Genomic DNA, 14,336 nt, shown 5'->3' with positions numbered 1-14,336 from the left:
TTAGCACGCCGTGCGTGTTCGGTGCCGTTCCTGACCGCGATTGGATTGTGCGATGAGATCTCATCTAATCATCAAAGCGTCGATGGTGGCCGCGATGGCGATGTTCTCTCCCGCCTCTGCCGATTCGATCGTCACAAAGGCCGGCAAACTGAATGCCGAAACGATGACCAAGCTTGATCATCCCTGGTCCTTTGCGTTGTTGCCCGACGACCGGCTGCTCATTACCGAAAAGACGGGTTCCGTGCGCACGTTCGACGGCAAAACACTGTCGGAGCCCCTCGCCGGCGTGCCCAAGGTCGCCTACCGCGCGCAAGGTGGTCTGCTCGGTATTGCCCTGCATCCCGACTTTTCGACCAACAACCTCGTCTATCTGTCCTATGTGGAAGCCGCTGAGCAGCAGCCTGCAGGGGCTAAAGATCCCGGCGATCCGCGTCTGGGCGAGTATCAGCAGCTTGACGACGTGACGCTGAAGGGTCTCGCCGTGGCGCGCGGCCGCCTCGACGGCACAGCGCTCAAAGACGTTACGGTCATCTGGCGGCAGCAGCCAAAGACGGTTGGTCGCGGACATTTTGGCGGACAGCTCGTGTTTGCCCCTGACGGCAAGCTGATTGTCACATCTGGCGACCGGCAGCGTTTCGACCCTGCACAAGACCCGGCCGCGAATGTCGGAAAGATCGTGCGCATCAATGACAACGGATCGCTTCCCGAGGACCGGGTGTTCGCAGATCAGAGCAAAGGCTCGCAGGATATTCTGAGCCTCGGCCACCGCAACCCGCTTGGCATATCCATTGATCCTAAGACGGGCATCATCTGGGAGCACGAGATGGGCCCCAAGGGCGGTGACGAGGTGAATGTCATCGAGAAAGGCGCCAACTACGGCTGGCCACTGGTGAGCGAAGGCAGCCACTATGACGATAAGGAAATTCCCTCGCACAGCGACAACCAGAAGTTCAAAGCGCCGGTGCTGTCGTGGAACCCCTCGATTTCACCCTCGGGCTTGATTTTCTACCAAGGCAACCTCTTCCCGACGTGGACGGGCAAGGCGCTGATGGGCGGAATGTCGTCGAAAGCGCTGTTCGTGTTGGGCCTATCGGATGATCAGGGGGAAGTGGAGGAGCGCATCGGGATGGGCTTCCGGGTTCGCGACGTCATCGAAGCGCGCGATGGCAGTCTGTTCATTCTCAAAGACCACCAGGATGCCGATGAGAAAAACAATGTCGCTGAAGACGAGGGCGCGCTCATTCACCTGACACCAGCACGTGAACGCGCAACGGAGGCTCGCTAGGCCTGATGGCCCACGCCAAAATGGCATGAGATCTGCTACGCAGGTCGGTTGACCCAACGAGTAGAATGCTCTCGGCGAAGTACGGTTGCGCAATCCTTGATCACCCGGCACACGCCTTGTAGCTTGGGTGTGGCATTTCTCAGGATCGAACAGCGGACTTTTTCGAGGACGGAACTATAGGCGGCAGTCGTAGTCTCGCGGATGTCCGCTGGTGATGCTGTGGACGGCATCTGCGGACATCGGCGACCATCAATCGGCGTGTCCTGAGCGCCGATCCGTGTAAGTCCGTATCGAGGTGAAGAGCGGACGCCCGGTGAACGAACTCGAATGACTCTAGCGGCTATATGGCGCCACCGTTATCGTCAGCGTGACAAGAGCCCGCCTCCGCCGCCAATGCCACCACCGACGCCGATCCCGCCGCCAACGCCGGTCCGTGGCGCAGGGCCCAGTTTCGATGCGTCCGCCGATGGCGCCTCTGGCGCTCGGCTCAACGGACACGTCCGCGTCGGCGCCTGCGGCCGGCGGCGTGTCGACGCCGCGCGCGGACATCCATGTCGGAGTCGATGCGTGCCGACAGATCGGCCTCGAGATGGAGCTTGGATCGCGCCATCAGCCGCGGCCGATAGATGGTGACGGTCCCCGCCTCGCGCGCGCGCGCCGCCGCTCATACTCTCCGTCCAACTGGCTTTAGAAAGGCACCCGAGGAAAGCCGTACCACCCGATGACCCAAGGCAAGATCGAGCGCTAGCACCTTTCGCTCAAGTGCCGCATCCTGCTTGAAAACTACTATCTGCCGGATGACCTCGAGCGGGCGTTGCCGGCTTCGTCGAGCACTACAATCACCGCCGCTATCACGAGAGCTTGGACAACTTGACGCCCGCTGACGTCTACTTCGGGCGAGGTGCTCGCATTCTCAAACGACGCGAAGATATCAAGCGACGCACCATCGAGCAGAGACGCCGAAAACCCATCAACGCAGCAGCATAAGCCTCAACCAGATGAGCCGGACTCTCACTTAGATCAGCCGCTCAAATGTCCCGAAAACCCTGACGACGGACACTTCAGTAATATACTTCACCGCGGATCTGGGCTGGAAGTCCTGCGGGGGAACCGGACGGTCCGGACGACCGTCAAGCGTGAAGTCCATCAGGTTGCAATAGAGAACAACTTTGAGGTGGCACCGTCGCGGGACAAAAAAGCCGAGTCTGGCAGACCCGCCATCGCGGTCGCCGCCAGACTCAAGCGCCTTCTTTGTTACGACACGCCGGGCAGCAGATAGTTCTTGAGGAGATAGTTGATTGCCCGTTCCCAGCCTTCATCCGAGTTGTTGCGGATATCGACACTCCTGACGAAGACCATCTTGTTGTTGTGAACGTCGGTAATGTAGACGTTCATGTTGAGGATCAGGTTCGACACCTTCTGGACATTGATCCAGGCGACCCACTCGGCGCCGAGCTCCTTGCCGTAATCAACTTCGCAGCCGCCGCATTCGCCGGGCGCTTGGCCGGCGGCGATCCGAGCCTTTAGCTCCGGACCGACATCGGCAAAGCGATACTTGGTCGACTCCGTGAGCTTGCTCGTGAAGATCTGTCCAACCTTCTCGATACGTTTGCGCTCTGCATCGCTGGTCGGCTCGTACATCTCATTGTCGTTCTGAAAGTGGACGCCCAAAAAGGCGGTGTTGTACGCGTCTGCGGCGTTGCTGGCGCCTGCCAGGGCGGCAACGGCAGCCACGCCAAGCAGGGCGACCGTCGCAGCTTTGAGGATGTTGGTTACGTTCATTGGTTGACGCTCCTTGGATCAATAACCTTCCCCAAGCAAAGCCCAATTAACCGCATCCCGCCACTGAGGGTTGCCCCCGGGAGGTTGGGCATTTTCCACGACCTTTCCTTGCCGCCATTTCCCTATTTCGCGTTCGGCGCTAGGCTCACCATATCTGAGGCAGGAGATCGAACATGTCGCTTTCCGCGGTCTTCAGACTGCGTTCCCGGCGTACGGATGGACTGGACCTGAAATGGGTGTTGGTGCGGCGCATCCTGCTGGTTGCCTTGCTCTGCATGACCGGGGGTGCCCTACTGGTCCTGCGCGACGTCGGACGTGAGGCAGCATCTCAAAACGAAGAAGCGGCAGCTGCGGTCGTCAAACAGCTCGGTTTGCAACTCATTCGTATCGACGCCGCATTAGACCGCGCCGATCGATTTCCCGATTGGGAGGTTATCGCCACCTACGTGCTGCACCCGGGCCAGTGTCTGCAATATGTCGCCAAGGCGAGTGGCAAGTCCTACTCCAACTGCCTGGGTATGGATACGCACGGCCAGGTTTCACCAAACTGGTTCGTCAACGCGTATACGATCTTCCCGGGCCAATCGGTCGTTGAACGTCCGCTTCAGCACAAGGGCGAGGTGCAAGGAATAGTGATCGCCACGATGGAGGCCAGCGCCATCGCGGGGCGCGCCTGGCTCGAGCTGTCGCGCCTTCTTGGAATCGCGGCGGTCATGATCCTGGCCATGTGCCTCCTTGTGTATTTGGCGATCGAACGCTCGCTTCGGCCCACCGCGGAAATCCTGTCAGGCCTTAATCGGCTCGCGGATGGCGATCTGGAGCACCGGTTGCCACGCTTCAAGATGACGGAGCTCAACCGCATCGCCGAGGTGTTCAATGGCATGGCGCACCGGCTCGAAACGACCACACTTGAGCGATCCGAACTGGCCCGTAAGCTCGTAAACGCCCAGGAACAGGAGCGGCGCCACATCGCGCGCGAACTTCACGATGACGTTGCGCAAAGGCTGAGTGCCGTGAACGGGCTCGCAGCCTCAATTAAAAGGGCTTGTCAGCATGCAGCACCGTCGGCCGCGAGACAGAGCGAGGAACTGGTGACCATCGCCTCGGGCACCATGCGGTCGCTGCGAGAGACCCTGACCTACCTCAGGCCTCCCGAGATAGACGATCTGGGACTCGTCACGAGCTTGCAGAACCTGGTCGAGGGCCACAACAGGTTCGCCAACGGCGAAACGACGTTCAGCCTTGAGACCAACGGCAGGTTTGATGATTTGCCGGCCGAGATATCAGCTCACGTCTATCGCATCGTGCAGGAAGGACTAAACAACGCGGCTAGGCACGCCAATGCCAAAAGCGTGACCGTGATCATGGAAAACTCATTCGACGGCGCCACCAGCGCAGGGCGCATCGACCTTGCGGTCATGGACGACGGGAAAAGCGCGGCCGTTTCGCACGACGGCACAGGCGGCGTCGGCTTGGTCGGCATCCGAGAACGGGTGTACGCGCTCGCCGGAACGTTTGCCGCGGGCCAGCGCGACGGCAAAGGTTTTGAGCTCCGGGTCAGTTTTCCCGTTCGTGAAAGCGGAGAAGAAGCTGCATGAACCAGCCCATTCGCGTGATGCTTGTCGATGACCACGCCGTAGTCAGGCGGGGGTACCAGACTCTCATCGAAGAGCATGTAAACATTCAGGTTGTCTGTGAAGCCGCAGACGCCGACACCGCCTACAAACTCTATAAGTCCAAGGCGCCTGACGTCGTCATCATGGACATCACGATGCCGGGCCGTGGCGGCATCGATGCCATCCGCCAGATCCGCCAGTGGGATCCCGCCGCGCGCATTCTCGTGTTCAGCATGCACGCCAATGCCGCCTATGCCCTGCAGGCATTCCGGGCCGGAGCCAAAGGCTATGTCACGAAGAGCAGCGACCCGGAGCTGCTCGTCGCCGCCATCGAAAGCGTGGCAAAAAATAAGACCGCGCTCTGTCCGGAAATCTCCGAAGCCGTGGCAACCAGCCGGCTCAAGAGCGATGCCAACGCCTTCGAAGCCCTGTCACCGCGAGAATTCGAGATTCTCGGGCTGATCCTCGAGGCCAAATCTACCGAGGAGATCGCCGAGACGTTGCGGCTCGCACCCAAGACCGTTGGCAATTACCACTACGCAATTAAGAGCAAGCTTGGCGTCGGATCGGACATCGACCTCGTTTATTTCTGCATGCGGCACGGCCTCATCGCGCCGCTCGTGAGCCTTCAGTCTACCTGACAGCGGCTAAGCATTGGCAGTCTCGTCCAATCATTGTGCAAATCGCCCAAGGTTCTTCGGGCGATCCGCTATGGCGCGGGCGCTCGAAGGGCACCATCTTGCGAGGATCAGGAACGGCACGCAGCGATCGTGCCTCATTCAACAGCGAACGCCTAGGATCCATGAAAGCTATCGCCTTCGCCCTCTTTGCCCTTTGCTTCTGCCAGCCGGCGCAGGCAGACACCATCAATGCGCGTGAGGTCGTTAGCCGCCTGTTTGCGGCGGCCCCAGATCAGCCGCCAGATCTGTCGGGACTGGATCTCGCCAACCTTGACCTCGCCGGCGTCGACTTCAAGCGCGCCAAGTTGAAAGGGACGTCACTCTTTGGCACCGACTTGTCGGGGGCAAATTTGTCCGGCTGCGACATGAGCGGCGCCGTTCTCGATCGCGCCATTCTCACCAACACAAACTTTACCGATGCCACCCTGACGGAAGCCAGCATTCGCCGTCCTTCCATCTTCTTGGCGATGGTGCCAGCCGCGTCCGAGGCCGCCATCTTCCGCGGCGCAAATCTCGAGCGCGCGTGGCTCGAAGGACAGTTCGATTTCATCGACTTTACCGGTGCCAAACTCGCGGGCGCGCGCTTTGGTGGGCTCAATCCAAGGGACAATCAGGGTCTCATAACGGGCGCTGTTCTGCGCGGCGCCAAATTTGCCAGGGCCATTATGACGGAAGCCGTCCTGGAGCGCGCCGACCTAAGCTTCGCTGATTTTTCCGGGGCTCAGCTCGATAGAGCCAATCTGCGCAACGCAAACCTCACCAAAGCGACCTTCGACGGCGCAAGCCTGCGGGAAGCCGATTTGTCAGGCACTGCGCAGGACGATAGCCAACCGGCGCAGGGAGGCGGCTAAGCGCTCAGCATGAGCCGTAGCGAAGGTGGTGCCAGATACGCTGATCCCGACCACCATCTCCTCGAGCCTTCACAACTCGCCTCAGACCGCCGTGAGTGGGTCGCCGCCGCCTGTCCGCTGCCACGACGAGATAGGGCGTTCGTACGCACATAATCATGATGATTATCATATAACAGTTCCTAAGGCCCTGAAAACATGACAAGGAGACTCCAAGCGTGCCGCCCGACCAAAAACAGAAGGCCAAGGAGATAATCCTTGAGGCGGGAGCGCGCACGTTGCGCGAGAAGGGGTTCCATGGGGTTGGCGTGGATGGCCTCGCCGAGGCGGCGGGGATGACGTCCGGCGCCTTCTATTCAAACTTCGCGAACAAGGACGCGCTTCTGGAAGGGGTGATCGAGGCGAGCGTGCCTAGGTGAACCCTTCCTGAGCGAAACGGGAAAAGAGAGCGAGCAACGCAAGATCCTTCGGGATTGGCTTAAGACGTACATCAACGCCGAGCATCGCTCGGACCCGGGGTCAGGGTGCGTCATGCCGAGCCTAAGCGCCGACGTTGCACGCGCCAAGCCGGCGGTGCGCGACGCCTACGGGCACAAGATGAGGAAGTTTGTAGAGAAGATAGCCGGCGCCCTTCGCGGATCCAAGGCAGACCGGGAGCGGCGAGCTTGGAGCATCGTTGCTCTCATGGTGGGGGCGCTCTCGATATCGCGAGCGCTTCCCAACGGTGACGATGCCGACCGGGCGCTCGCGTCCGCGCTGCACAGCGCCAACGCCCTACTCAGCCCAAGTGACCCGACTCAGTAGGATCGGATCCCCGTGATCAACGCAGGAAAGAGGACCATCGTCGCCCCGCACGTGCTCGGGGCGACGATGGGTAGCGTGTGCCTACGGTTTGGGTGGCGCTGATATCATGTCCGCCACCTCAAAGCGCGGCTGCCACTACTTCTTGCGCGGATCGTCGGCCGGATCGACGTAGATCAGGTCAAACGGACCGTTGACCGTGACCTGGAAGATCGCGCCCTCGTCGCCGGTCCAAACATAGTGCGCATGGTCCTTGGGAACGATAAACGCGCTGCCTGCCGTGAGCATCTGCCCGGTCTTCTCAACCGTGCTGCCCTCACCCAGGCCCATCGATCCCTTCAGCATCACGACCGTCTCGATGCCAGGGTGCGTGTGCGCCGGCACGACGTAGTTCGCCGGCAGCTTCACCTGGAGAATGAACAGGCCCGGCTTCTCCGCATCACCATAGAGGACTGCGCTCTTGGCGCCGGGCGGGAACGCATTGTTGTCCTTGAACTCGATCTTATCGGCATAGAAGATAGAATTCTCGTCATGCGCTGTGGCAACAGTTGGCAATGCCGCCGCGAACATCGCGGCCGCAATCAGAGCATATCTCATCTGCGAAAGGCTCCTGTCTTGATGATTAAGGACGTGTCGTTTGATCGACCGCCGACGGGCCGCTCTGGCGCTTGGTCCCGAGGCTTGGGTTCGAGACAGCGTGCGCTCATGACGTCGGGAAGCACACCGGCCCCCTCTGCATCAGATGACTTCAGAAAACGCACCCCCATAACCCCGACGGCCCCGGCAACCGTGATCGCCACGGACCCGAAGATCAGCACATCGCGCCATGCCGGCAGGACATGCCGAACCCAGCCAATTGGCTGACTAGACGCGCCTTGTGCAGGCCATGCCATCCCGTTGTCTCACGCTGCCCCAGTCGACACGCGAGAGTAACAAAGCCCGATCAGAGACCGACACGGGGATTCACACGCGAAGCCTTGGGCAAATGCCACAACAATGGATCTCGACGATCCGCGCTCCGATAGAACGAGAGACCGAGCGATCAAACCTCGGTGATGACGAGCAGCGTTATGTAATCTGCCCAAGCGTTTCCGGGTGAACTGCCCTGATCGCCTGGCTTGAGGTCGAATAGTCTACACGAGGGTCGCCACGCTGATGGGCGCGACCTTCGGCAGTCAAGAACAAGCGCGGCGTTTAACGCCTACGCAAAAGAGAGGGTCTTGTGCGCAGAGCTATCACAGTTGCATTGGTCGCCTTGACCCCCGCGGCGTCGCCGGTCGCTTCGCCAGTGTGGTCGACTGAGATCAATGATCTCCGCTTACGATCGGCCCAAGAGCAAGCCGGTGACTGGTTGCTCTATGGACGAGACTATGGCCAACAGCGCTTCTCGCCGCTCAACCAGATCAATCCTGAGACCATCAAGCGGCTGGTGCCCAGATGGATGTATCAGACCGGTAGCGCCGCCACGTTCCAGACGACCCCGCTGGTTGCGGACGGCGTCATGTACGTCACTGCGCCGTTCTCGCATGTGGTCGCCCTTGATGCCAGATCCGGCCGAGAGCTCTGGCGCTACGAGCACAAGCGTATATCCGACAAACTGTGCTGCGGGCCAGCCAACCGCGGCGCCGCGTTGGGCTACGGCAAGGTCTATGTCGCGACCGTCGATGCTCGTCTCGTGGCGCTTGCTCAGTCAACCGGCAAGCCCGTTTGGGACATTGCCCTGGCGGAGCAAGGAGCGGGCGCGACCGAAAGCAAAGGCGCACTCGCCGCCGGAGACCCGTTGCACGGCCGGAACGTCACCGGGTCGACCGGTGTGGGCGCAGTCATCGCGCCGCTGGTCTACGACGGCAAGGTCATCGTCGGTATTACTGGCGTCGGCTATGGACTGCATCTCGACAGCCCGCGGCCCGGTGCTCCCTTGGGAGCGGTCGTCGGCGTCGCGGGGCGATACGGGCGCCCCGGTTTTCTCGCTGCCTATGACGCCGAAACAGGCAAGCAGGTCTGGAAATTCGATACCACGCAGCAAGGCTGGGAAGGCCAGTTCCGCACGGAGACGCCAGATGGCGTACCGCTCAATCGCGACATCAGGGCGGAGAAGGAGAGCCTCGCCCAACACCCCGACGCCTGGCGCTTCGGAGGAGGATCGATCTGGCATACGCCCGCAGTCGACACAGAAACGGACACCATCTACTTCGGCGTCGGCAATCCCTCGCCTCAGGCCGCCGACGGAACGCGTCCCGGTGACAACCTCTATACCGTTTCCCTGGTGGCACTAAAGGCTGCGACCGGTGAGCTTGTCTGGCACTACCAGCAAGTGCCACACGATATGTGGGGCTACGACGTCGCAAGCCCACCGTCGCTATTCGATGTCGAGGTCAACGGCAAGATGATCCCCGCCGTCGGCGAAGCCAGCAAGCTGGGCTGGTACTACGTGCATGATCGCCGCGACGGCACATTGTTGTTCAAGTCCGACGCGTTCGTCCCACAAGCCAACCTGTTCGCCCGGCCGACACGGGAGAGGGTTCGCATCACGCCGGGGCCGGCCGGCGGATCGAATTGGTCGCCCGCCTCACTCGATGCCTCCCGCCGCGTCGTCTATGTGGCGGGCATGCACATCCCCATGATCTACCGCACTGATGAACTGCCGGCCGATGGAGACAAGCCGGCCGTTCCATATTTCATCATCGAACCATCGCCCGAGCTGAACTGGGGGACGCTGACCGCGCTGGACCTCGCCAACCAAGGACGCATCGCCTGGCAGACTAAGACCAACAAGCCCCTGGTTGGGGGTGTCCTGGCCACGGCAGGCGGCCTTGTGTTTACCGGGCAAGGCGACGGCGACTTCTCCGCCTTCGATGCCAATACGGGCGCAAACCTGTGGAACTTTAATTGCGGAGCGGGCGTCAACGCCCCGCCCATCAGCTTCGCGATCGACGGAGAGCAATACGTGGCCGTGGCGGCTGGAGGCAGCCAGATCTGGGGCTTCCGTCAGGGAGGCGCCATCGTCGTGTTCGGGCTCACGGCCCATTAAGGGCGCCAGCCGTTGGAACAGCGGCAGCGCTCCCTTCAAATGACTTTAAGCTAGGCGGAGCCGCCGCAGCGATGTGGCTTGCGCTGCTATCTGACGGCTCCGCCGATACGCGAACTCACGGCCACGGCAACCAACTCGATGGGGTCACGCAGGGGATTGGCCTGCGCCGCGCCCTGGGGGCGCTTACCTGGCGTCCCCGATGCCGCGCGGCGTCAGCTGGCCGGCACTCGCAGCCTCATTAGTCCATGTCCGGTCCTGGAAGTGAAGTGACAACGACGTTGAGCTTGATGTGCACGTCGCTTCACTTTTTGCGCGCAATGTCCGCAAACTCGGCGGAGCAACACACTCATCTCGTCGCTCGGTCCCAATAACGGAAGTGGGCCGTTCATAGGTCGGCGTCCTTCGAAATATCAATGTACGTCTGCTTATGGAGGCACAGCAGTCCAGATCGCGCCAGAGCTGTCGCGCTGTCATGAAGTCAATCTAGCGGCCGTCTATGCCGGAGCTGCGTTACAGGCGCTTTTGCGACAGGCTCGCACACGTGCTCATTCTGCCAGCCCAGCTTTGCGCAGGCCGTCGGCAAATATCGAAAGGTGCTCGGGACGGCTGATCGGAAGCCAGTTCGTAATGTTGGAAATGCGCAAATCCGGATCGAGTATCCGCACCTCTTCCACTGCGCGCCTTGCATCCTCCTGACGGCCGCAGAGCGCGCGAGTCGCCGCGATCAGCGCCACGACCATGAGGAAACTCGGCAGATTGCCGTATGAACGTTCCGCCCATTGAGATGCCGTTTCGATCCGGCCGGCAAATAGATGGGCCATCGCGATCCCCGCCTGCATGCGATAGCGCTCGGGATCGACAGGGCTTAGCCGCATGGCGCGCTCGAAATGCGCGATGGCGCTCTCGCTTTCGCCGTGCCAGGTTCTGAGAAAGCCGCCGAGAAACCACGCCGACGCCAAGTTGGGATTTAGGAATACGGCCCTGTCGAGCAAAGCGATTCCACTGTCGAGATCGCCGGTGAAGTGCGCCAGCGCATGGCCGCCGCGCGTCAAGGCAACCGCATCGTCCCGGCCGAGCTCAATGGCGCGCTGTGCGAGGCGCAGGCCTTCCGTCATTTCCTTGTCGCGATTGATCGTCCATCCGTTGACCTTACGCCAGAAGTAGCACCAGGCCGCCATTGCGTGAGCCGATGCCGATTCGCGATCGATCTCGATGGTTTTTTGGAAGAGCGTCAGCGCCTCGTCCATGGAGGTCCGTGTGCCGCGATGTAAATGGGCGAGCCCACGCAGATAGCAATCGTACGCGGTTGCGCAGCGTGTCGGGTTCCGCTTCGCGCGCTCGATTTCGGCAAGCTCCACTTGCGGAGCGATGGCGCCGGCGACGCTTGTCGCGATCTGATCCTGAAGCTCGAAAATGTCGTCGAGCGTGCCTTCGAAGCGTTCCGACCACAAGTGGGCGCCCGTTCCGGCTTCGATGAGCTGACCAGTGATGCGCACGCGATCCTGAGCCTTGCGCACGCTTCCTTCGAGGATATAGCGCACGCCGAGCTCGCGGCCGACCTCCTTAACGTCGACCCGTCTTCCCTGATAGGCGAAGCTTGAGTTGCGGGCGATGACGAACAGCCACCGGGCGCGAGAGAGAGCGGAGATGATGTCCTCCACCACCCCGTCCGCGAAGTACTCCTGCTCGATATCTCCGCTGAGGTTCTGAAATGGCAGCACAGCGATGGAGGGCTTCTCGGGAAGCGAAGGTCCGCGGGAGGACGGGAGGTCGCCCGCCTGCAAGCCGCGATCCGGTTCACGCTCAGGTGGCTCGGCCGTGCTGACATGCGCGATGAAGCGAAAGCCCTTGCGCGGAAAGGTGCGCACGAGACGCTGTTCCCCGCCGCTGTCGCCGATGGCTTTGCGGACAGCGTTGATGTGACTGGTGAGCGTCGATTCCGAGATCACGCGCCCACCCCAGACCGCTTCCAGGACATCGTCCTTGCTTACGACGCGCTCCGCATTCTGCACCAGATACACCAGGAGGTCGAAGACCTGCGGCCCGATGGATACCGTCTCGGCCTGGCGCGTCAGTTCCCGTCGCCCGATGTCGAGCACGCAATCCTCGAAGGCGAACTGCACGTCGTGGCTCCATAGCAAACCGGTAGGGTGATCGTTCGATAGTACACAGATCATGTTGGGCCATGGAACCCCGGTTGCGTCCTTGGACGAAAAATCAAGGTAAAGCCAAGGATAAATCAAGAGCGCCACAAAGCCTTCCGCCGTCATTGCGCGCATTCTCCGCTCACAAACCGCCGGCCCGGCAGGCCGACGCGAATAGGAGCGGTCATGAAAATCGTCGTCATCGGAGGCAATGGCCTCGTCGGAGCGAATGTCGTCGGCAGATTGAGCCGAAGCGGGCACGAGGTCGTAGCGGCCTCGCCGAGGTCCGGCGTTAATACCATTACGCGCGAGGGATTAGCGTCGGCACTCTCCGGAGCTCAGGTGGTTGTCGACGTGACCAACGCGCCGTCATTCGAGGACCAGGCGGTTCTGGAATTTTTTGAGACGTCGACGCGCAACCTTCTCGCGGCCGAGGCGGCGGCCGGCGTCGGGCATCACCTCGCCCTCTCTGTCGTCGGCGCGGAGCATTTGCCCGATAGCGGGTACATGCGCGCCAAGGCAGCGCAGGAGACGCTAATCAAAGCGGCGCGCGTTCCCTACACGATCCTGCAGTCGACGCAGTTCTTCGAGTTCGTGGGTGGAATTGTCCAGTCCGGCACGGACGGCGGCGTGATCAGGGTCTCTCCGGCACTGTTGCAGCCGATCGCCTCCGATGACGTCGCGGCGGTGCTCGCCGAGTTCGCTGTCCGCGCGCCCATCAATGACACCGTCGAAGTCGCCGGGCCGGAGCGGATACCTCTCGATGTCATAGCCCGAAGCTATCTCGCAGCAAATGGCGACAAGCGCCAGGTGATCGCGGATGTGCATGCGCTCTACTTCGGCGCTCGGCTCGACGACCGGTCGCTGACACCAAGACGCAAGCCGCTTCTCGGATCAGTCCGTTTCGAGGATTGGATCAACCAGCACGCCACACAAGCCTAGGAGGCTGAGATGCTCAGGTCATTCTCCATCGCGCTCGCCGTCGCTCTCGGCGGAGCCGCAATTGCCAACGGCATTTACATGCTCGTCGCGCCGGAGAACTGGTATCTCGCGGTCCCAGGCGTGACCACGACAGGGCCATTCAACCAGCACTTCGTGCGGGACATCGGATTGGTGTTTCTGTTGATCGGCGCCGCTTTTCTACTTGGCGCTGTAAGAGCGGAAGCACGCGTCGTGTCCTGGGCGGCGGCATCGGTCTGGTTGTGCGGGCATGCGCTGTTCCACCTCTGGGAGGTGGCTGTCGGCATTTGCACTCCTTCGGCGCTCGCGCGAGATTTTCCCGCCGTGACGTTCCCTGCGCTGTTCGGTATCGCAATAACGCTTTGGGCAATCGCCGCCGCGCGATCTTCTTCGCGCGACCTGGAAGGACGGGCGTCGTGATGACCGCGTTCGCCGACAAGGTCGTCATCGTGACGGGGGGCGGCTCGGGAATTGGGCGAGCGGCAGCACTAGCCTTCGCTCAGCAGGGGGCCAAGGTTCTCATTACGGCGCGTCGCGAAGCACCCCTCGTGGAGGTGACAGCGGGCAGTCCACGCATCGCCAGCCTCGTCGCGGACGTGGCCGAGCCGGAGGACGCCGGACGAACGGTCGCCAGAGTGATCGAGCTTTGGGGGCGCCTGGATGTTCTCGTCAACAATGCCGGTGCGGGCGCCATCCTGCCGTTGACGGAGGCAACGGCAGAGAAAATCGCAAGTATCCTGGCCGTCAATGTTGTCGGCCCTAGTCTTCTCGCTGCGGCTGCGGTTCCCTATCTCGCTTCGAGCAAGGGCGCGATCGTCAACATATCGAGCACCTTCGGGCACAAGGCTGCGGCTGATCTTTCTCACTACGCCGCTAGCAAGGCCGCGTTGGAGCATCTCACACGGTGCTGGGCCCTCGAGCTTGCGCCTCGGGGCATACGGGTCAATGCCGTCGCGGCTGGGCCGACGGAGTCGAATGCGCTGACAGGAATGATGGGGCTCTCTCCTCAGGATGCTGCTGCCATAGAAGCGCAGGAGCGCGAGCACATTCCGCTCAAGCGCCGCGGCGTGCCGGGCGAGGTAGCGCGCTGGATCTTGGCGCTGTCCGATCCAGCCGCCGATTGGGTGACCGGTCAGGTCATCGCAGTCGATGGCGGACTGAGCGTGAGGTAGCCGTCTCTTCGCGTTCA

The 14,336-nt window shown here is 61.5% G+C and carries 13 protein-coding genes and 1 pseudogene; 11 read left to right on the top strand and 3 right to left on the bottom strand.

Annotated features, from left to right (window positions below):
* Positions 1-52: 52 nt before the first annotated feature.
* The 3 genes and pseudogenes from CS1GBM3_RS15000 to CS1GBM3_RS19980 all read left to right on the top strand — a co-directional run.
* Positions 53-1,285: a PQQ-dependent sugar dehydrogenase gene (locus CS1GBM3_RS15000; RefSeq protein WP_072396267.1), complete on the top strand. Its 1,233-nt coding sequence runs from the start codon at positions 53-55 to the stop codon at positions 1,283-1,285.
* A gap of 454 nt (positions 1,286-1,739) precedes the next feature.
* Entirely contained in the window at positions 1,740-1,976 is a 237-nt protein-coding gene (locus tag CS1GBM3_RS14995) for a hypothetical protein (protein ID WP_072396266.1), read from the top strand.
* Positions 1,977-1,985: 9 nt separating this feature from the next.
* Positions 1,986-2,272: pseudogene (locus CS1GBM3_RS19980) on the top strand (integrase core domain-containing protein); the annotation flags it as partial.
* Positions 2,273-2,539: 267 nt separating this feature from the next.
* On the opposite strand, the gene CS1GBM3_RS14985 reads toward CS1GBM3_RS19980, so the two are convergent.
* Positions 2,540-3,067, bottom strand: a complete 528-nt coding sequence (locus CS1GBM3_RS14985) for a DUF3280 domain-containing protein (RefSeq protein WP_072396265.1) — start codon at positions 3,065-3,067, stop codon at positions 2,540-2,542.
* A 173-nt stretch (positions 3,068-3,240) separates the two neighbouring features.
* Between CS1GBM3_RS14985 and CS1GBM3_RS14980 the strand changes: the two genes are divergently transcribed.
* The 4 genes from CS1GBM3_RS14980 (at position 3,241) to CS1GBM3_RS14965 (ending at position 6,630) form a co-directional block, all read left to right on the top strand.
* Positions 3,241-4,665, top strand: a complete 1,425-nt coding sequence (locus tag CS1GBM3_RS14980) for a histidine kinase (protein WP_083567627.1) — start codon at positions 3,241-3,243, stop codon at positions 4,663-4,665.
* Positions 4,662-5,324 carry a response regulator gene (locus CS1GBM3_RS14975; protein ID WP_072396264.1) on the top strand — a complete coding sequence of 221 codons (663 nt, stop codon included), beginning with the start codon at positions 4,662-4,664 and terminating at the stop codon, positions 5,322-5,324. Before CS1GBM3_RS14980 ends, CS1GBM3_RS14975 begins: the two co-directional genes overlap by 4 nt.
* A 161-nt stretch (positions 5,325-5,485) precedes the next feature.
* Positions 5,486-6,214, top strand: a complete 729-nt coding sequence (locus tag CS1GBM3_RS14970) for a pentapeptide repeat-containing protein (RefSeq protein ID WP_072396263.1) — start codon at positions 5,486-5,488, stop codon at positions 6,212-6,214.
* 215 nt (positions 6,215-6,429) lie between these two features.
* Positions 6,430-6,630: a TetR/AcrR family transcriptional regulator gene (locus CS1GBM3_RS14965; protein ID WP_072396262.1), complete on the top strand. Its 201-nt coding sequence runs from the start codon at positions 6,430-6,432 to the stop codon at positions 6,628-6,630.
* 520 nt (positions 6,631-7,150) lie between these two features.
* Here the strand turns inward: CS1GBM3_RS14965 and CS1GBM3_RS14955 are convergent.
* Complete coding sequence (locus tag CS1GBM3_RS14955; RefSeq protein WP_072396258.1) at positions 7,151-7,609, bottom strand: cupin domain-containing protein; 459 nt, start codon at positions 7,607-7,609, stop codon at positions 7,151-7,153.
* Between the two features lie 754 nt (positions 7,610-8,363).
* Here CS1GBM3_RS14955 and CS1GBM3_RS14950 point away from each other — a divergent pair.
* Positions 8,364-10,043 (top strand): pyrroloquinoline quinone-dependent dehydrogenase, encoded by a 1,680-nt coding sequence (locus tag CS1GBM3_RS14950; protein WP_244534662.1) that lies wholly within the window; start codon positions 8,364-8,366, stop codon positions 10,041-10,043.
* A 545-nt stretch (positions 10,044-10,588) separates the two neighbouring features.
* Here the strand turns inward: CS1GBM3_RS14950 and CS1GBM3_RS14945 are convergent.
* Positions 10,589-12,166: a winged helix-turn-helix domain-containing tetratricopeptide repeat protein gene (locus tag CS1GBM3_RS14945; RefSeq protein ID WP_072397542.1), complete on the bottom strand. Its 1,578-nt coding sequence runs from the start codon at positions 12,164-12,166 to the stop codon at positions 10,589-10,591.
* 207 nt (positions 12,167-12,373) lie between these two features.
* Between CS1GBM3_RS14945 and CS1GBM3_RS14940 the strand changes: the two genes are divergently transcribed.
* From CS1GBM3_RS14940 to CS1GBM3_RS14930, 3 genes are read left to right on the top strand one after another with little or no spacing between them, the layout of a single operon-like run.
* Entirely contained in the window at positions 12,374-13,129 is a 756-nt protein-coding gene (locus CS1GBM3_RS14940) for an SDR family oxidoreductase (RefSeq protein WP_072396256.1), read from the top strand.
* 9 nt (positions 13,130-13,138) lie between these two features.
* Positions 13,139-13,567 carry a hypothetical protein gene (locus CS1GBM3_RS14935; RefSeq protein WP_072396254.1) on the top strand — a complete coding sequence of 143 codons (429 nt, stop codon included), beginning with the start codon at positions 13,139-13,141 and terminating at the stop codon, positions 13,565-13,567.
* The gene (locus CS1GBM3_RS14930; protein ID WP_072396252.1) at positions 13,567-14,319 is read left to right on the top strand and encodes an SDR family NAD(P)-dependent oxidoreductase; all 753 of its coding nucleotides are present in this window, start codon (positions 13,567-13,569) and stop codon (positions 14,317-14,319) included. Before CS1GBM3_RS14935 ends, CS1GBM3_RS14930 begins: the two co-directional genes overlap by 1 nt.
* Positions 14,320-14,336 lie beyond the last annotated feature (17 nt).

The sequence above is a fragment of the Hyphomicrobium sp. CS1GBMeth3 genome (assembly GCF_900117455.1).
Lineage (GTDB): Bacteria > Pseudomonadota > Alphaproteobacteria > Rhizobiales > Hyphomicrobiaceae > Hyphomicrobium_C.
Note: the sequence above shows the minus strand (reverse complement) of the source record. Positions and strands in the feature narration are given on the sequence as shown.